Origin of the sequence: Micromonospora echinospora (assembly GCF_900091495.1) — a bacterium.
In the GTDB taxonomy this organism is placed as follows: Bacteria; Actinomycetota; Actinomycetes; order Mycobacteriales; family Micromonosporaceae; genus Micromonospora; species Micromonospora echinospora.
In genome coordinates this window covers 3,995,660-4,013,548 of sequence record NZ_LT607413.1, presented here as the reverse complement: position 1 = coordinate 4,013,548, position 17,889 = coordinate 3,995,660, and the positions used below count along the sequence as shown (strand labels likewise).

At 73.8% G+C, this 17,889-nt stretch carries 14 protein-coding genes and 1 riboswitch; of the genes, 7 read left to right on the top strand and 7 right to left on the bottom strand.

The features are described 5' to 3' along the window. Nucleotides 1–127: 127 nt before the first annotated feature. The 4 genes from GA0070618_RS18165 to GA0070618_RS18150 all read right to left on the bottom strand — a co-directional run bounded on the left by GA0070618_RS18165 (nt 128) and on the right by GA0070618_RS18150 (nt 5,895). Complete coding sequence (locus GA0070618_RS18165; RefSeq protein ID WP_088982698.1) at nt 128–2,395, bottom strand: hypothetical protein; 2,268 nt, start codon at nt 2,393–2,395, stop codon at nt 128–130. Next, nucleotides 2,392–3,405: a glycosyltransferase family 2 protein gene (locus GA0070618_RS18160; protein ID WP_269148428.1), complete on the bottom strand. Its 1,014-nt coding sequence runs from the start codon at nt 3,403–3,405 to the stop codon at nt 2,392–2,394. The genes GA0070618_RS18165 and GA0070618_RS18160 overlap by 4 nt, the downstream gene beginning before the upstream one ends. Nucleotides 3,406–3,518: 113 nt before the next feature. Next, nucleotides 3,519–5,252 (bottom strand): glycoside hydrolase family 3 protein, encoded by a 1,734-nt coding sequence (locus GA0070618_RS18155; protein ID WP_088982697.1) that lies wholly within the window; start codon nt 5,250–5,252, stop codon nt 3,519–3,521. A gap of 151 nt (nt 5,253–5,403) precedes the next feature. After that, nucleotides 5,404–5,895, bottom strand: a complete 492-nt coding sequence (locus GA0070618_RS18150; RefSeq protein WP_088982696.1) for a DUF3145 domain-containing protein — start codon at nt 5,893–5,895, stop codon at nt 5,404–5,406. Nucleotides 5,896–6,347: 452 nt separating this feature from the next. On the opposite strand from GA0070618_RS18150, the gene GA0070618_RS18145 reads away from it, so the two are divergent. The 5 genes from GA0070618_RS18145 (at nt 6,348) to GA0070618_RS18125 (ending at nt 12,532) form a co-directional block, all read left to right on the top strand. After that, the gene (locus GA0070618_RS18145) at nt 6,348–6,677 is read left to right on the top strand and encodes a hypothetical protein (RefSeq protein ID WP_088982695.1); all 330 of its coding nucleotides are present in this window, start codon (nt 6,348–6,350) and stop codon (nt 6,675–6,677) included. 207 nt (nt 6,678–6,884) lie between these two features. Then, nucleotides 6,885–7,820: an alpha/beta fold hydrolase gene (locus GA0070618_RS18140; RefSeq protein WP_088985629.1), complete on the top strand. Its 936-nt coding sequence runs from the start codon at nt 6,885–6,887 to the stop codon at nt 7,818–7,820. Between the two features lie 111 nt (nt 7,821–7,931). Further along, nucleotides 7,932–10,049 (top strand): HelD family protein, encoded by a 2,118-nt coding sequence (locus GA0070618_RS18135; RefSeq protein WP_088982694.1) that lies wholly within the window; start codon nt 7,932–7,934, stop codon nt 10,047–10,049. A 205-nt stretch (nt 10,050–10,254) separates the two neighbouring features. Then, nucleotides 10,255–11,169: a cation diffusion facilitator family transporter gene (locus tag GA0070618_RS18130; protein WP_088982693.1), complete on the top strand. Its 915-nt coding sequence runs from the start codon at nt 10,255–10,257 to the stop codon at nt 11,167–11,169. Between the two features lie 153 nt (nt 11,170–11,322). Continuing rightward, nucleotides 11,323–11,454: riboswitch (cyclic di-AMP (ydaO/yuaA leader) on the top strand. A 4-nt stretch (nt 11,455–11,458) separates the two neighbouring features. After that, nucleotides 11,459–12,532, top strand: coding sequence for a coiled-coil domain-containing protein (locus GA0070618_RS18125; protein ID WP_088982692.1), 1,074 nt, complete (start codon nt 11,459–11,461; stop codon nt 12,530–12,532). Nucleotides 12,533–12,715: 183 nt separating this feature from the next. Here the strand turns inward: GA0070618_RS18125 and GA0070618_RS18120 are convergent, their stop codons facing one another. Then, nucleotides 12,716–13,087, bottom strand: a complete 372-nt coding sequence (locus GA0070618_RS18120; protein ID WP_088982691.1) for an STAS domain-containing protein — start codon at nt 13,085–13,087, stop codon at nt 12,716–12,718. A 334-nt stretch (nt 13,088–13,421) separates the two neighbouring features. On the opposite strand from GA0070618_RS18120, the gene GA0070618_RS33510 reads away from it, so the two are divergent. Next, nucleotides 13,422–13,565, top strand: coding sequence for a hypothetical protein (locus tag GA0070618_RS33510; RefSeq protein ID WP_157748954.1), 144 nt, complete (start codon nt 13,422–13,424; stop codon nt 13,563–13,565). A 227-nt stretch (nt 13,566–13,792) separates the two neighbouring features. Beyond that, nucleotides 13,793–14,200, top strand: a complete 408-nt coding sequence (locus GA0070618_RS18115) for a hypothetical protein (RefSeq protein ID WP_088985628.1) — start codon at nt 13,793–13,795, stop codon at nt 14,198–14,200. Nucleotides 14,201–14,269: 69 nt separating this feature from the next. Here the strand turns inward: GA0070618_RS18115 and GA0070618_RS18110 are convergent, their stop codons facing one another. Together GA0070618_RS18110 and GA0070618_RS18105 are read right to left on the bottom strand one after the other, a co-directional pair. Next, nucleotides 14,270–14,908, bottom strand: coding sequence for a maleylpyruvate isomerase N-terminal domain-containing protein (locus GA0070618_RS18110; RefSeq protein ID WP_088985627.1), 639 nt, complete (start codon nt 14,906–14,908; stop codon nt 14,270–14,272). 146 nt (nt 14,909–15,054) lie between these two features. Continuing rightward, a complete protein-coding gene (locus GA0070618_RS18105) occupies nt 15,055–17,799 on the bottom strand; it encodes a cellulose binding domain-containing protein (RefSeq protein WP_088982690.1) in 2,745 nt (914 codons plus the stop codon). Between the last annotated feature and the right edge of the window lie 90 nt (nt 17,800–17,889).

Sequence of the window (17,889 nt, the reverse complement as noted above, 5' to 3'; positions counted from 1 at the left end):
CTTTCTGATGAGCAGGGGACCCCTCCTCACGCTTTTTGACGAGCAGGGGACCCCTGCTACCACCCACCCCAGCGATGCGCAGGCGGACAGGCGGGGCGGGTTGGGTGCCGGTGGTGTGCGGTGCGGGTCAGCGGAGGCGGTAGACGCTCATCCGGTCGTTGCGGAAGCGCTCGTCGGCCAGGTCGGCCAGGGCCGACGGCTCCGGGGTGACCGCGCGGTCCAGCACCAGCCAGCGGACGCCGTACCGGTCGCGCAGGTTGGTCAACCCGGCGGCGGTGGGCGCGGTGAACGCGGCGTCGTTGGCGTCCAGCCGTTCCGGATCCCAGAACGGGGCGTAGGCGCCACCGGGTCGGCCGACCATCCGGGGCGCGAAGGACCATCCCTCCACCAGCACCGCGCGCCCGGCGTACCCGCTGAGCCAGAACGACCGGGCGTCGCACCAGCCGTCGGTCACCACTCGGCAGTGCACGTTGGTGGCGAGCACGTCGTCCGGGGCGCTGTGCCGGTGCACCCACCGGGCGGCCTCCACCCGGGACGCCGGCATCGGGACCACCGCGTACGCCCCGCCGTTGGGGAAGCGCCGCGCGGCGGCGGCGTCCAGCACCAGCCCCGGGGCACCGGCCACCAGGACACCGGTCAGCAGCACCGCCGCGCCCCGTCCGGCCAGCGCCGGCCAGCCACCCACCAGCGCCGGCCAGAGCAGCCCCAGCACCGTCGCCACCACGGCCAGCGCGACCGCCCAGCGCAGCAGCGGCAGCACCGGCCCGTACGCCGTACCGGCCTCGGCGGTCGCCGGGTGCCGCAGTTGGATCACGGTGAACAGGAGCGCCAGGCCGGCCGCCCCGGCGGCGAGCGCCACCCGCGCGCGCGGCGACAGCGCGGCCCGGTCCAGCACCTCGGCGTACCCCCAGGCGGAGAGGACCACCCCGAAGGCGAACCCGGCGCGGACGAAGTACTGGTTGCTGCTGCCCGGGTGCCCGACCAGGAGGTAGATCGCCGGCCCGGCGAGGGCCCCGCCGAGCAGGAGGAGCTGCACCGGTTCCAGCCGCCCTCGGCGCACCCCGACCAGGGCCAGCACCCCGGCCAGCCGGAGCTGGAGGTTGAGCAGGAACGCCACCGTGACGGCGACCCAGAACAGCGCGGTGACCGATCCGGACGACGGCACGTACGGTCGCAGGCCGGAGAACGGGTCGACGGTGACCCCGTGGCTGACGAACCGGAACAGCACGGCGGTGGCGAAGAGCTGCGCGGCGAGGGTCAGCCCGATCGCGCCGAGCAGCGGGCGGGGCACCCGGCGGCGCGTCACCAGCAGCACCAGGGCGGTGAAGCCGAGCGCGCCCAGCGCGACCGGCACCGAGCTGGCCTTCGCCCCGGTGGAGGCGACCAGGAAGAGCGTGGCGAGCACCCACCCGCCCCGGCCCAGCGGCGGCACGGCGCTGCCCCGCGCCCGGCCGACGACGTCGGCGAGCGCGGCGACGAGCGGCAGCAGCAGCACCCAGGAGTACGTCATCGACGGGCTGCCCCAGACGATGAAGGTGGCCTGGGTGCCGAAGAGCTGGCGGACGCCGTTCTCGTAGCCGAACTCGCCGACGGTGAACATCAGCGCCGCCGCGCCGACGCCCACGTACGCCCGGCCGCTGACCCGCCAGCCGACCACCGCGACCAGCACGGCGGCCAGCGCGCAGAGCGCCGGTACGGCCAGCCGGAAGAAGACCGTGGGCAGGTCCACCCCGCTGACCAGGCTGGCCGCCGCCAGGTGGGCGAAGCCGAACCAGTGGTAGTGCAGCGGCTCCCCGGCCACCTGCGGCACCTCGGGCGGCATCTGGTGGGTGGCCGCCCCGGCCAGCGAGAGCTGGAACGCCAGGTCGATGTACTGCGCCTGCCCCTCGCTGGTGGGCAGCACCGGGTTGGGGCGGAGGAACGACTCGGCGAGGTACCAGGTGAACCCGGCGACGACGGCGGTCAGCGACCACGCCCAGCCGGCCGGGACGGGGGTGTAGCCGGTGACCCGCCAGTGCCGGCGCAGCCGGGGCACCGCCACGAACGGCGTCACCACCGCCAGCGGCCAGAGCCAGAGCAGGTGCGGCACGCCCAGGCCGGTGAAGACCGCCCAACCGGCCAGTTCCAGCACCAGCCCGACCGCCGCACCGACCGCCAGGTCCTCGACCAGGGTGTGCGGACGGGCCCGGAGCGCCCGGTACACCAACGTGCCGGGCAGCAGCACGCCGAACAGCGCGTACCCGGTGAACCGGGCCAGGTCGAGCGCGGGCGTGCCGGTGACCAGCAGGACGGCCGCGACGACGGCGTACCCGGCCAGCGGCGGGGCGACGCGGAGCGCGACCGGACGGCGGGTCGGCGCGACGCCCGGCGGCGTTCCGGTGGCGAGCGCGGTCACCGCAGGCTGTCGGCCAGGGCCGTCGGGCCGCCGACCCCCCGGGACGCGGCCGTGTGCCCGTCGGCGTCCTGGTCGGTCGCGGTGTCGGTGGCCACGACGTACGCCGGGCGGCCCTGCACCACCGTGTAGATCCGGCCGACGTACTCGCCGAGCAGACCGAGGCAGAGCAGTTGCACCGCGCCGAGGAAGAGGATCGCCACGTAGAGGGAGGGCCAGCCGTCCACCGTGGCCCCGACCGACCAGGCGACGACGGTGAAGACCACCAGCAGGCCGCAGACCACCACCCCGGCCAGGCCGAGCCAGGTGGCGAAGCGCAGCGGCGCGGCGGAGAAGCTGGTGACGCTCTGCGCGGCCAGCCCGGCCATCCGGGACAGCGGGTACTTGGTCCGTCCGGCGGCCCGCCGGTGGCGGTGGTAGGTGACCTCCCCGCTGGGGAAGCCGAGCCAGGGCACCACCAGCCGGAGCACCGGGGCCGGCTCGGGCAGTTCCCGCAGCGTCTCGACGACCGCCCGGCTGAGCAGCCGGAAGTCGCCGGCCTGCGCGGGGACCTGCTTGCCGACCAGGCGACGCATCAGCCGGTAGTAGCCGGCGGCGGTCCACCGCTTGAACCGGCTGTCGGTGCTCCGGTCGGCCCGGACGCCGTAGACCACGTCGAGGTCGCCGGCGCGGGCGGCGTGGAGCATCTCGACGATCGTCTCGGGTGGGTCCTGGAGGTCGGCGTCGATGCTGACCACGTACCGGCCCCGGGCCCGGAGCACCCCGGCGACCAGGGCGGCCTGGTGTCCGCTGTTGCGCCGCAGCCGCAGCACCCTCAGGTGCGGCCAGCCGGCCCGCAGCCCGCCCAGCGCGGTGGCGGTGCCGTCGTCGCTGCCGTCGTCGACCGCCACCACCTCGTACGTCTCGCCGAGGTCGTCGAGGACGGCACGGAGGCGGCTCGCCAGCGCCGGCAGCACGCTCTCCTCGTTGTACATCGGCACCACCACGGAGAGGACGGGCTCCGGTCGCGTCACCGCACTCGCCCCCGTCCATCCGCTCCGCCGGTGCTCGGGGCGAACGCTACCAGTCGGAACCGGGTCGTCGGGCCGAGTGCGCGCGCACCTCCCACCCGAGTTCGGCAGGCAGGTCAGCGGGAGCAGGTCGGGGCGTCCAGGCCGGTCACCGGCACCGGGGTACGCCCGGTCGGGCGGGCCTTGCCGGCCAGTACGGCGGCCAGCCCGGCCATCGACGCACGGCTCGACGACCAGGTGGCCAGCAGCGTCGGCGAGGTCGCCTTCGCCAGCACGTACGGGGTGTCCATGGCGACCGTCACGTCGGCGCCGGCGCGCAGGTCGGCGGTGCCGTCGCCGTAGCCGACCAGGTGCACCACGGTGCCGCCGCTGGGCACGACCCGCACCCCGGCGGCGGTCAGCTCCTCGGTCAGCGCGGCGCGGGTCCGCTCCCGCCCGCCGGAGGCGGTGACGGTGACCGGCCCGGTGACCTTGGCGGCGGCACACGAGCCGCGCAGCACGGTCACCGCGGCGGCGGCCAGGTCCTTCGCCGCCCGGTCGTGGACGTCGTCGGCCAGCGTGGACATGTCCGGGGTGGGCCGGTCGGCCAGCCGGAACTTCAGGGTCAGCACCCGGGTGACCGCCTCGACCAGCCGGGTACGGGGCAGCGAGCCGTCCCGCAGCGCGGCGAGCAGCCCGTCGTAGGCCTGGGTCACGTTCGGCGGCATGAGGATCAGGTCGTTGCCGGCGTTGAGCGCCCGCACCGCCGCCTCGCCCGGCGGGTAGCGCTTCGCCGGGGCCATGTTCATGCCGTCGGTGATCACCACGCCCTGGAACCCGAGCTGGCCCCGGAGCACGTCGGTGAGGAGCTTGCGGGAGAAGGTGCCCGGGGTGCCCGGGTCGACGGCCCGGACGTCGAGGTGGGCGGACATGACCGCCCAGGCGCCCGCGTCGAAGCCGGCGGTGAACGGCGGCAGCGCCCCGGTGTCGAGGACCTTGCGGGACTGAGTGAGCACCGGCAGCTCGGCGTGCGAGTCGGCGGAGCTGTGCCCGTGCCCGGGGAAGTGCTTGAGGGTGGCGGCCACGCCCGCGCCCTGTAGTCCCCGGACCGCCCCGCCGACCTGGGCGGCGACCCGCTTCGGGTCGGCCCCGAAGGAGCGGGAGCCGATCACCGTGCTGCGGGTGGCGAGCACGTCGGCGACCGGGGCGAAGTCGAGGTTGATCCCCATGGCGGCGAGTTCGGTGCCGGCGGCCCGCCAGGCGGCCTCGGTGAGCGCCGGGTCGTCGGCCGCCCCGGCGGCGAGGGCGCTGGGCAGCTGGGTCACCCCGTCGGTGATCCGGGTGACCACGCCGTACTCCTGGTCGGTGCCGATCAGGAAGGGGGCCGTTCCGGCCTTGAGCTTGCCGGCGGCGGCGCGCAGTCCGGTGGTCAGCCCGTGGACCTGCTTCGGGTTGTCGACGTTGGTGGTCTCCTGGTTGCCCGAGGTCGGGTCGTCGGCGGAGAAGCCGACCAGGATCAGCCCGCCGAGCCGGTACTTCGCGATCATCTCGGCCGGCGTGGCGACCCCGGCCAGCGCCTTGTTGCCCTGCGCCGACCCGGCGGAGACGTCGGTGGCCGAGCTGCCGTAGGCGTACGGCATGAGCACCTGCCCGACCAGGTCCTCGTCGCCGAGCGTGGCCACCAGCGCGGCGGCCCGGGCAGCCGGGTCGCCGCCCGGCGCCGGGGCGGCCGACGGGGGCGCGGTCGCGGCGTCCGAGGGCGTCGGGGTGACGGGACGCTCCGACGAGCCCGTGCACCCGGCGGCGGTCAGGACGGCCAGCAGGACGGACGCGACGCCGACGCGTCGGAGGAGACTCGGCACGCGCCCCATCCCATCAAACTCCCTCCGCACCCACCAAATCCGCCCCACTCCCCCCGTACCTACCCCACCGACGCCTGGGTCGGGGCGGGGAGTCCGCGCCGGTCACCGGGCCGGGGGACGATCCCGGCCCGGAAACGGGGTGGGCGCGGGCGGGGGGCGGTCAGCCGACCCGGGTGAGCAGGGTCACCGGCGCACCGTCACCGGCGTAGCGGTACGGCTCCAGCTCGGCGTCCCACGCGCTGCCCAGGGCCTTGTCCAGGGCGTGGGCGAGCGCCTCCGGCCCCCGGGCGGCGGCCATGATGCTGCGCAGCCGGTCCTCGCCGAGCTGGATGTCCCCGGCCGCGCCGACCGTGGCCCGGAACAGTCCCCGTCCGGGCACGTACATGAAACGTTCGCCGTCGGCCCCGGGGCTGGGCTCCTCGGTCACCTCGTAACGGATCATGGGCCACTGCCGGAGGGCAGCGGCCAGCTCGGCGCCCGTACCGGGACGGCCGGTCCACCCGCACTCGGCCCGGCGGGCGCCGGGATCGACGGGTTGGGCCGTCCACTGGAGATTGACCGGCGCGGCGAGGACGCGCGCGATCGCCCACTCGACGTGTGGGCACACGGCGAGCGGGGTCGAGTGGACGTATACGACGCCACGCGTAGGCACGGTGGACCTCCCGGAGAGCGAGGTGCGTCTTCCCCTACGACCTCGATCACCAAGTGGTACCAGGACACACATGATGACTCGTGTGGCGGATGGTGCGCCAGGGAATCGGAAAATTCGCCACCGGAATAGCGGGGCGCGTGCCCGCCGTTGCGCTCTGCGACGGCGGGACAGCCTCCCGTCGACAGCACGGGCGGCGGCGACCCGGTCGCCCCGCCCACCGGCGTGACGGCGACGACGCCGTCGCGCGACAGGCCACGACCAGCCGGTCGGCAGGGCACACCGGCCGAACCGGATGGCGCGGTCGTGTACAGTTCACTCGGCGGTCTGTGCCGCCGTGCATCACCTCGTGGCTTCGTCGCCGCAGGTGACCGCGGGCTCGCCTCCTCCCCGGGGGTCGTCCGCACCGCCCCCGGACGTTCCGTCCTCCCGTACGTCTTGCAAGGAGTACCTCCGTGGCGAGCAACACCTCTAAGACCGCGCGCGCGTCAGTCCGGGCCGGCCAGGCTGGCCAGGGTGGCGCCCTCAGCGTGCTGGGCGAGTTCAAGTACCTCATCCCGCTCAACGGCGGCAAGCACGCCTACGTGCGGAACCTGACCAACGGCAAGACCGCGCACCTGCGCACCGACTCCGAGGCCTTCGTCGAGGAGATCCGGGTGCTGGCCGCCGCCGGCCACGCCGCCAAGATCCGGGCGGAGATCAACAACCTGAACGCCACCCACCCGGGTGACGGCTGGGACGCCACCGAGAAGCGCCTGGTCGAGGCCGGCGTCTTCGAGGCCTGAGCCGCCCCGTACGCGACACCCCGAGCCGCCCGCCGGATCTTCCGGCGGGCGGCTCTGTCGTGAGCGGCATTCGCATCGGTAGATTTCTCCCGGGGCGCGAACCCGGGGCGGCGAATCTTTCCGTCGGACGATTCGCGTGGTGCCATGGCGGGTAGCCGTTGGTTACCGCCGGGTACCCCCGTCGGTCCGGGCGCAGGGGAGGTGGCGATGCCGGAGGGATTCGAGGTGCGGCTGCCGGACGGCGTCCGGCTGCACGGGGAGACGACCGGGCCGGTCGACGCCGAGGTCACCGCCGTCCTGGTGCACGGCTGGACGCTGGACGGGCGCAGTTGGCACCGGCAGCTCGCCGGCATCGGCGAGCAGCTCGGCGACCGGGTGCGGCTGGTCACCTACGACGCCCGGGGGCACGGCCGGTCGAGCTGCATGGCGCTGCGCACGGCGACCCTGGCGCAGCTCGGCGACGACCTGGTGGCCGTGCTGGACGAGGTCGCGCCGACCGGGCCGGTGGTGCTGGTCGGGCACTCCATGGGCGGGATGACCGTCATGGAGTACGCGCACCGCCATCCCGCGCACTTCGCCGCCCGTACCGCCGGCCTGGTCTTCGTGGCCACCACCGCCGAGGGGCACACCCACACCGCGTACGGTCTCTCGCCCCGGATCGCCCGGCTGATCCGGCTGGCCGAGACCACCGGGGCCGGGGTGCTGGCCCGGTGCGGCGCGTGGCGACCACCGCGCGCCCTGCTGCGCGCCCTACGGCCGTCCCTGCGCTGGCTGCTCTTCGGCGACCGGTGCGACCCGACGGACATCCGGCTGGTCACCTCGGCGGTGGCCCACGCCTCGCTCCGCTCGATCGGCGGCTTCCGGGCCTCGATCGGCACGCAGCACCGCCTGGACACCCTCGCCGAGCTGGGGGACGTGCCGGCGGCGGCGCTGGTCGGCGACCGGGACCGGCTCACCCCGCCGCCGTGCGCGGAGTCGATCGCGCAGGTACTGCCGACCACCGAGCTGACCGTCTGCCCCGGTGCCGGCCACATGCTGATGATGGAGCGCCCGGACGAGGTCACCGCCGCGATCGTGACCGTGCTCCGGCAGGCGCTGGCCACACGTGACGCCACTTCTTCCAAAAGGTTACAACGGGACTAATCACGTCGGGATCGGGATGGCCCGACCGTCGGTCGAGCTGCTGCCCGTACCCTCGGCCGGGTCAGATTGGCGCGGGTCCGCGCCGCCCGCCGCCAGCACAGGAGCCCGTGCGTGACCGACCAGAGCACCCTCGAGCAGGAGATGGCCGCCGAGCAGCGGCATCTCGACCGGGTGTACGCCCGGCTGGCCGAGCTGCGGCGGTCGGCCGCCCGGGCCGAACGCGAGGGCTACCGGCTCGCCAAGGTGGGCAACTTCGGGGCGCTTGTCGAGCGGGACGCGATGGTCTTCCACGCCGCCCAGCGGCGGCACCTGCTCGACGCCGAGCACGAGGGGCTGGTCTTCGGCCGGCTCGACCTGCGGGACCGCTCGGTGCTGCACGTGGGGCGGCTCGGGGTGCGCGGCGAGGACGCCGAGACCCTGGTGGTGGACTGGCGGGCCCCGGCCGCGGCGGCGTTCTACCAGGCCACCCCGGCGCAGCCGCTGGGCGTGGTGCGCCGCCGCACCATCGGCTCCTCCGCCGAGCGGGTCACCCGGATCGAGGACGACCTGCTCGACCCGGCCTCGGCCCCGCCGGAGATGCCGGTGGTCGGCGACGGCGCGCTGCTGGCCACCCTCTCCCGGGCCACCGGGCGCGGCATGCGGGACATCGTCGCCACCATCCAGCGGGAGCAGGACGAGGCGATCCGCTCCCCCGGCTCGGGCGTGACGGTGGTCTCTGGCGGACCGGGCACCGGCAAGACGGCGGTGGCCCTGCACCGCGCGGCGTACCTGCTCTACTCCGACCGCAGCCGGTACGCCGGCGGCGGCATCCTGGTGGTCGGCCCGTCGACGGTCTTCGTCGAGTACATCGCCTCGGTGCTGCCGTCCCTCGGGGAGGAAACCGCCACCCTGCACTCCCTCGGCTCCCTCTTCCCCGGCATGTCCGCCACCCGCACGGACCCGCCGGAGGTGGCGGCGGTCAAGGGCTCGCTGCGGATGCGCCGCGTGCTGGAACGCGCGGCCCGGGACGCCGTCCCGGACGGCCCGCAGGAGCTGCGCCTGCTCTACCGGGGGCAGTTGCTCCGGCTGGCCCGTCCCGAGCTGGACGCGATCCGTACCCGGGCGCTGCCCCGGGGCGCCCGCCGCAACGAGGTGCGCCGGGCCGGCTTCGACGGGATCTTCGCCGCGCTCTGGGCGCAGGCCCGCCGGATCGGCGTACCCGGCCTGCCTGAGCAGCGGGTCTTCGAGGACGAGCTGGCCGACCGGACGGAGTTCCGCGAGTTCCTCAAGGCATGGTGGCCGCGCCTGCACCCGCGCCACGTGCTCGGCTGGTTGGCCCGCCCGGAGCGGCTGCGGTCGTACGCCGGGGGGATCCTCTCCGGCGCGGAGATCCGCGCGCTGACGGCGGCCTGGCGGACGCTGGACCGAGACGGGCTGACCATCGCCGACATCGCGCTCCTCGACGAGCTGGACGCGCTGCTCGGCCAACCGATGAAGCCCGCCCGTCGCCGGCGCGACCCGTTCCAGCTCGCCGGCGGGGTCCGGGAGCTGAGCACCTTCGCCGACCGGCAGCGCGCCCAGCGGGCGGCGGCCCGGGAGCGTCCGGCCGACTACCGCGACTACGCGCACGTGGTGGTCGACGAGGCGCAGGACGTGTCACCGATGCAGTGGCGGATGCTCGGCCGGCGGGGTCGGCTCGCGTCCTGGACCGTGGTCGGCGACCCGGCGCAGACCGCCTGGACCGGCGACCCGGCGGAGCTGGCCCGGGCCCGCGACCAGGCGCTCGGCCGGCGCCGGCGGCACGAGTTCACCCTGACCACGAACTACCGCAACTCGGCGGAGATCTTCGCGGTGGCGGCGGCGGAGATCCGTACCGTCCACCCGGACCTGCCGCTGCCGACGGCGGTCCGGTCCACCGGCGTGCACCCGGTGGCGCTGACCGTGCCGGCGGAGCAGCTCGCAACGCGCACGGCCGAGGCGGTCGCCTCGCTGCTGGCGGAGGTGGCCGGCACGGTGGGCGTGATCACGCCGGTGCCCCGCCGGGACGAGGTGGCCGGCTGGCTGGCCCACCTGGACTCGCCGCGCCTCCAGGTGGTGACCAGCCTCCAGGCCAAGGGCATGGAGTACGACGGGGTGGCGCTGGTCGCCCCGAGCGAGATCCGCGCCGACCCGGGTTCGGGCGTGCGCACCCTCTACGTGGCGCTCTCCCGGGCCACCCAGCGGCTCACCACCATCGATCCGGTCGACTGACCCGCCCTGTCCCACCCCGGCCGGCCGCCTCCCGAGGCGTCGCGCTGGTAGCAGGGGTCCCTTGTTACTCATGAATGAGTAACAAGGGACCCCTGCTACCACGCCTGCTTCCGCATTTCCGGGCGCCTTGCCGGCAGTTACTTGCATACATAGCGATGTGAACATACATTGGGTCCGGACCGAACGGGGAACGGAGGGTGAGGGCGTGGGCGCAGGTCATGACCACCACGGCGGGATAGCGCACGCCGCACAACGGCACACCGGCCGACTCTGGGCCGCGTTCGGCCTGCTCGCCACCCTGATGGTGGTCGAGGCGGTGACCGCGCTCGGGACCGGGTCGCTGGCCCTGCTCTCCGACGCCGGCCACATGTTCACCGACGTGCTCGGCATCGGCATGGCGCTGGCCGCGATCACCGCCGCCCGGCGGGCCGGCCGGGATCCGCAGCGCACCTTCGGCCTCTACCGGCTGGAGGTGCTCGCCGCCCTGGCCAACGCGGTCCTGCTCTCCGGGGTAGCGGTCTACGTGCTCGTCGAGGCGGTCCGCCGCTTCGGCGACCCGCCGGAGGTGACCACCGGGCCGATGCTGGTGGTGGCGACGCTCGGCCTGCTGGCGAACCTGGTCGCCTTCGCGCTGCTGCGCGAGGGCGCGAAGGAGAGCATCAACCTGCGCGGGGCGTACCTGGAGGTGGTGGCCGACCTGCTCGGCTCCGTCGGCGTGATCACCGCCGCGGTGGTCATCGCGCTCACCGACTGGTGGTGGGCCGACCCTCTGGTCGCGGTGGCGATCGGGGTCTTCATCCTGCCGCGGACCTGGCGGCTGGGCCGGGCGGCGCTGCGCATCCTGGTCCAGGCCGCGCCGGAGCACCTCCAGGTCAGCGCGGTACGCGACCGGCTGAGCGCCGTCCCGGGCGTGGTCGAGGTGCACGACCTGCACCTCTGGACGCTCACCTCGGGGATGGAGGTGGCCTCGGCCCACCTGACCACCGACCCGGCGGTCGAGGTCGGCAGCGTGCTCGCCGCCGCACGGACCGCGTTGCACGAGGACTTCCACATCGACCACGCCACACTCCAGGTCGAACCCGGCGAATCGCCGGGTGTCTGCGGCCGGGTCGAGTGGTAATTAGGACAGACTTAAATCTGGAAGTGTATTGTCCCGCTATGCCAGTTATGCCGATGTCATCTCGCGGGAGTGGTGTGGCCAACGCTGCCCCTGGGATAGCGGCTTCGGTAGTCTCGGACCCGGTCACCGCCGGGCGGCGCCCTCCGGCGCCTGCGGTGACCGCCGCCTAATCGCCGGTGACGGCGAGCCGGGGAACCATGTTCTTGGGGTGCATCCGCGTGAGCGGTAGGGATCTTCCGTCCCGAACCCGTCAGCTAACCCGGTCGGCGGCTGACGGAAGGACATGTGCATGCCAGTAGTGGCACCCGTACGACGTACCGCCGCCCGGATGGCGGCACTGATCGCCGCGACAGTCGCCCTCGGCGTCGCGGCCACGCCGGCCGTCGTGGCCCCCGCCGCGGCGGCACCTCCACTGACGGCCAGGGCACCCGGGGACGACCCCGAGGGCGGCACCCCGGCACTGCGCGCCCAACTGGAGGCGGCCAGCAAGGGGTGGCTCGACGCGAAGGACGCGCTCGCGAAGTCGGTCACCCGTCAACAGAAGATCAACGAACAGCTGGCCACCATCGAGAAGGACCTGGCGGTCCGCGACCAGAAGGTCGGCGTGATCGCCGGGCTGGCGTACCGGACCGGCCGGCTCGGGCCGGCCTCGGCGTTGCTGACCAGCGACTCACCCGACAGCTTCATGGACCGAGTCGCCGCGCTGGACGCGGTGGCCGCCAACGAGGACCGCGAACTGCGGGGCCTGCTCAGCACCCGGGAGCAGGCCAACCAGGCCAAGGCGGCGCTGAACCGGGAGATCACCGAGCAGCGCAAGCAGGTCGCGGTGATGGAGAAGCGCAAGCAGCAGGCCGAGCAGGCACTGGTGGTCGCCAACCGGAAGGCGGCGGCCAGCACCCCCAGCGGCGGCAGCAACTCGACCCGGTCCGCCACGGCGAAGCCGGCGCCGCGCAACCCCGACGGCTCCTGGCCGCCCGAGTCGTGCAGCGTCAACGACCCGACACCCGCCGACGGCTGCATCACCCCGCGTACGCTGCACGCGCTCAACCAGGCCAAGGCCGCCGGCTTCACCCGGTACGTCTCCTGCTACCGCCCCGGCGGCTCCGGAGAGCACCCCAAGGGCCGGGCCTGCGACTTCGCCGCGCAGAAGAACGGTTTCGGCGGCGACGCCACCGGCGGCGACAAGACGTACGGCGACAACCTGGCGGCGTACTTCAAGAACAACGCCAGCCGGCTCGGCGTCCTCTACGTCATCTGGTACCGGCAGATCTGGCTGCCCAGCAGCGGGTGGAAGTCGTACAGCGGAGCGGGCGGCGACCCGTCCAGCGACCACACCAACCACGTCCACCTGTCGGTCTACTGAGTCACCCGGCGCGGCCCGTCACCCCGGAAGGGGTGGCGGGCCGTCCGCTTTGTCGGCGTGGGGCAGTCACGGGGAACCCGGGCCACGGTAAGAGGAACCGGCGACGACACGTGGCTGCGTGCGCTGCACCCGGCTCGGCGTGTCGTGCGCCTGAGCCGCCCCGACGAGGGCGGCGCGCACCGGTCAGGCGCCGGGCAGCACCTCGGGCTCGGGTGCGGCGGTGGCGCCGGCGAAGTACGGCTCCGGCGCGCCGAAGAGGCCGAGCAGGCCGGTCACCCAGAGCTGCCGGTGGACGAACCGGCTGGGCTCGGTGACGACCAGCTTGACGCCGCTCACCTCGGCGGTCTGGAAGCCGGCGACCATCGCGCTGATCCCGACCGAGTCGATGAAGGTCACCAACCTCATGTTGAGTTCGATCCGCGCCGGGCGGCTCTTGGCGAGCACCTCGACGACGGCTTCGCGTACCTCGTACGCGGTGTCGACGTCGATCTCACCACGCGGGGCGATCTCCAGGACGCCACCGGGCAGGACCGACTGGACAATCGACAGGCTCACGCGAGCACCTCCACTCGCCCGTGTCCGGGCGCCTCATCAGTACGCGGGCCGCGACCGAGAGTATTCCTCCGACAGCCTCGGTCGCCACCCCCGGGGATGAGCAATTCACGGATCAGGAGCGACAAGTCGCCCATTTCCGACGCTCCTTCCCTCCCCGAACACCCGATCCCGGGTTCCGCGCACCAGCACCCAGGTTAGCGGTCGCTTTCCGGGGCGGTGCGCATCCGTCCGTCCGGGCGCGCCTGGACGGTACGGTCCACCTCCCACCAGCCATTGACCGGCCTGCCTAGCATCAGCCCCACCGGAGGAACCGGCATCGACCAAGGAGCCATAGATGATCAAGAGACTGCTCGGACTGGCGGGCGTCGGCGCCCTGCTCGCCCTCGTGCTGGCCTGCGGCTTCGGCGGGGCAGGCGACGACGATGACGATGACGACGACGACTTCGCCCGCGGCGTCGCGGTGGTGACGCTGCGCTGATCCGGAGCGCCCTGTCCGGCCGCCCGGATCCGGGGGACACCGATGACCCTCGGTGATCGACATCACCGGACGGGTTTGTCCGGACGCCGGACGGGGCACGTGGTATCCCGCGTTGGCCCGACCGGGCCGTCCACCCGGACGGGCGACTGACCGACGGGTGGACGCCGACGCGCCGGCCCGACGCCGTGGTCCGCCGTGACCGCCGGTACCCCGAGGAGGTAACCAGGATGATCGGATCCACTCTGCTGGAACGCCGCAGCAGGCCCGAGCGGATCGCGGACCAGGCGTGGCGACACCTGACGTCCGCGGTCAACTCGGCCGGTGACAGCGTGCGCGACACCGCCCGTTCCGCCCGGCGGAACGGGCTCACCTTCGCCGACGACGCGGGCGACCTGGTCGGCACCGCTGCCGAGGAGGCCCGTCGCCGGGCCGTGCGCGCCTTCGACGCGCTCGCCGGCCGCCGGCCCGCGCTGCCCTGGGCACTGCTCGTCGGCGCAGCCCTGGCCGGGGCGGCGATCGGCTGGGCGGCCGGATCGGCGGCACGTGCCGTCGCCGCCCGGGGCGACCGGGAGGCGGAGGACATCGAGTTCGTCGACGTCGACCGCCCCAACTCGCCGGCCAGCCTGGACACCTGAGCCCGGCCCGACCCGACGAACCCCTGGCCACCGTGCTGGTGACCAGGGGTTCGCGCGGTTGCGACGAACTCAGATGGCGGTGATGTCGGCCGGGGCCCGCTCCGCCCGGGACAGGGCCCGCAGCACCGCCGGCTGGCCGTGTCGCCGGACGGCGAGCCGGGTGAGCAGGCCGAGCACCGGGTCGATCACCTCGGCGGGCAGTTCGGGCGGGTCGATTCCGACGCTGACCGCCAGGTCGTCGGAGTGCACGGCGATCTCCAGCAGCCGGGTGACCAGGTAGTCGTCGAGGGTCAGGCCCCACCCGCCCGGCGGCACGGCCACCACCCGGTCGGCCGGGGCGTCGGCCACGGCCGGGGCCACCTCGTCCAGGGTCGCCGTGACCTGTGCCAGCAGCGCGTCCGGCCCGGCCTCGGCCGCCGTCGCCCCGATCCGCCGGACGGCCACATTGGCCTCCGCGTCCGGCCCGGCGTGGATCCACGGCACCCGGCCGAAGTGGGTCAGCAGGTCGAGCGGCTCCCCCGGCGGGACGGGCAGGTCGAGCACCGTCGGAACCCGGAGGATCTGCGCGCCGAGGTGCGCCGCGAGCCCACCCACCCGGAGCCCGTCGAGCGCGCTCGGTTCGGCCCAGCGCCGGGCGACCACCGGTTCGGCGATCAGGGCCACCGCCGAGCGGGCCGCGGTCAGGTACGCCGTCCTGGTCTGGTTCATCGACACACCCCTCCGTGGTCCGACGCTTGATCGTACCGGCGGACGGCGGACGGCCCCGGCACGTGCCGGGGCCGTCCGGGTCGGGCCGGACCGAGCGGACCGGCCGGGTCGTTCCAGGTTCAGCCGGACCGGTCGCGTCGGTCGGCTCAGCGGGCGACGCAGGTGAGTGTCGCGGGCACCCCGTTCGTCCCCGTCCAACTCGCGAGGAAGCCGAATCCGGTGCTGGCTCCGGCACCGAGCGCGCCGTTGTAGCCGGCGTCCCGGACGGAGACCGAGGAGCCGTTCTGGGTGTGCTGGCCGCCCCAGATCTGGCTGATCTGTTGACCGTTCGGGAACGTCCAGCCCACCGTCCAGCCGGAGATCGACGTGGTGCCGGCGTTGCGGACGGTCACCTCGCCCTGGAAGCCGCCCTGCCAGGAGCCGGTCACCCGGTACGTCGCCGCGCAGCCGGTGCCCGGCGGCGGGGTGGTCGGCGGAGGCGTGGTGGGGGGAGGCGTGGTGGGGGGAGGCGTCGTCGGCGGCGGGGTCGTGGGCGGAGGCGTCGTCGGCGGCGGGGTGCTGGTGGGTGGCGGGGTGGTCGGGTCGGTGCCCAGCCGGTCGGCGACCAGGATGCCCCGACCGTTGGTGCCGAGGTAGACCCGGCCGTACACGCGCGGGTCACCGGTCAGGGCCTCGCCCGCGTTGCCGTACTGGTGCCGGTCGTCGTTGATCCGCACCCAGGTCGCGCCGGTGTCGTCGGAGCGGAACACGCCGTGCTGCCCCTCGACGGTGCCGAACAGGTACAGCGCCGGATAGGTCCGCCCGGGAGCGGCCTTGCCGAAGCCGACGTTGCCGGCCGTGCTGACCCTGGCCAGTTTGGTGAAGGTCGCACCGGAGTCGGTGGAGCGCCACAGTCCGCCCTCGCCGGCCAGCCAGATATCCCCCTCCCGGCCGGGCAGCGCCTTGAACTTCACGTTCCCGGTGGCGGGCAGCCCGGTCGCGGCCGAGGCGGTGAAGCTCGCGCCGCCGTTGCCGCTGACGTAGAACGTGCCGGCCTTGAAGCCGTAGAACTTCTGCGGGTTCACCCGGTCGGACTCGACGACCGCGTTCGCCGGAAGGCCGGTGGAGGCGGTCCACGAGTTCCCGAAGCCGACCGAGTGGACGACCTGCTGCCCGGCGTCGCCCGGGGCCCAGACGAACCGGCTGCCGTCGGCGGCGGCGGCGACCGTCCCGCCGCTGTTGATCCCGCCCGGCTCGCTGCCCTGGAACCAGTTCGCGCCGCCGTCGGTGGAGAAGGCGACGTGGCTGTCGCCCGGACGGTCGGCGTCGGTGAAGTTGCCGGCCCGTACCATGACCGCCGGTTTCGTCTCGGCGAAGTCGAGGCTGGTGCTGCTGGTGAAGACCGGCTGGGTGAACATTTTCCCCGGTACGGCGGTCAGGTCGTCGTGCCGGAACCCGCCGACGTCACCGAGGGCGCTGACCAGTGGCGCGCCGCTCGGCGGGCTGACCAGGTCGAGGACGCTGGTCTCCTCCAGCCCCCGGACCATCGGTTTGATGGTGAACGTGCCGCCGGTGTCCCACTTCGTCAGCTCGGTGCTGCCGTAGATGGTCGCGCCGGTGCCGTACAGGAAGCGGTTGGAGTCGTGCGGGTCGATCTCCACCGACTCGTTCATCCAGCCCAGCTTCGGGGCCTCCTCGGGCGGGGACGGGTTCGCGCCGAAGTCCAGCCAGGGCACCGAGCTGATGTCCATGGTGTACTTCTTGGTGCGGTTCGGGTAGCTGCTCCAGTCCCAGATCCGGCTCCAGGTCGCGCCGCCGTCGGTGCTGCGCCAGAAGATCGCGTCCGGCCACCAGGAGATCTGCGTCGCCACCATCAGCGTGTTCGGCTTCTGCCGGTCGATGGTCAGGCCGCTGTAGCCGAAGTACGCGTCGGTGCTGCTCGACGGGATCGGGCTGATCTGCGTCCACGCGCCGGTGGCCCGGGTGAACTTCCAGACGTCCCCCTTGGCCCCGTCGTACGGGCCGCCGGTGTCGCTGGTGGCGATGTAGAGGTGGCCGCCGACGTGGTCGACCACCCCCTTGTGGGCGAGGTACCCGGTGGGCTGGCCGGGGATCCGCTCCCAGGTGGTCCCGCCGTTGGTGCTCCGGTAGACCGGGTTCTGCTTGTCCGCCACGCCGACGTAGACGGTCTGCGTCGGGTTGCCGGCCGTACCGGTGCTCTTGTCGAAGCTGACCCAGGTCAGGCCCTGGTTCTGGCTCTGGTAGCCGCTGGAGTCGTTGGGGTCGGCGACGTAGTTGCCGACGTTCGGAAAGTTGGCCACCTTCGCCCAGGTGGCCCCGTGGTCGGTGCTGCGCCAGAGCCCGTTGCCGCCCTCGGCGGCGTAGTAGACGATGCTGTTGCGGTTCGGGTCGACGGCGAGCCGCTCCCCCATGCCCCGGCCGGGCATGTTGCCGCCGTTCTTGAACGGCAACTCGGTGGCCTGCCAGGTGGCTCCCTTGTCGGTCGACCGCAGGATCGCCCCGTTGTTCGGGTCCCAGTCGTTGGTGTACATGCCGACCGCCGCGTAGACCCGGTTGGTCTGCACCGGGTCGGTGGCCAGGCTGACCACGCCGTTCCAGCCCCATTTGTCGTTGCCGACCCAGTCCAACAGCGGTGTCCACGACTGGGTGGACTGTTCCCAGCGGTACGCCCCGCCGATGTCGGTCCGGGCGTAGATCAGGTTCTTCTCGGTGGGGTTGAAGACGATGCCGGGGACGAAGCCGCCCCCGTCGATCCGGACGTTCTTCCAGGAGTAGGGTTCGGCCGCCGCGGCGGCGGCCGAACCGGAGGGGGCGACGGTGACCTGGACGGCCAGCACGGCCGTCGCGGCTGCCAGCACGGACGCGGCCGCGCCGGCGACACTTCTCCGCATCAGCGGTTCCTCTCGGGGAGTACGCACCCCGGGCAGGGCTCCGGGGCACCCGGCGCGCCGGCCTGCCGGCCGCCGCCGGGCGGTGACTGG

Coding starts and splice junctions, on each gene's coding strand:
- GA0070618_RS18155 (WP_088982697.1), bottom strand. CDS start 5,252: ATGGGGCGCGTGCCGAGTCTCCTCCGACGCGTCGGCGTCGCGTCCGTC.
- GA0070618_RS18140 (WP_088985629.1), top strand. CDS start 6,885: ATGCCGGAGGGATTCGAGGTGCGGCTGCCGGACGGCGTCCGGCTGCAC.
- GA0070618_RS18125 (WP_088982692.1), top strand. CDS start 11,459: ATGCCAGTAGTGGCACCCGTACGACGTACCGCCGCCCGGATGGCGGCA.
- GA0070618_RS33510 (WP_157748954.1), top strand. CDS start 13,422: ATGATCAAGAGACTGCTCGGACTGGCGGGCGTCGGCGCCCTGCTCGCC.
- GA0070618_RS18115 (WP_088985628.1), top strand. CDS start 13,793: ATGATCGGATCCACTCTGCTGGAACGCCGCAGCAGGCCCGAGCGGATC.
- GA0070618_RS18110 (WP_088985627.1), bottom strand. CDS start 14,908: ATGAACCAGACCAGGACGGCGTACCTGACCGCGGCCCGCTCGGCGGTG.
- GA0070618_RS18105 (WP_088982690.1), bottom strand. CDS start 17,799: ATGCGGAGAAGTGTCGCCGGCGCGGCCGCGTCCGTGCTGGCAGCCGCG.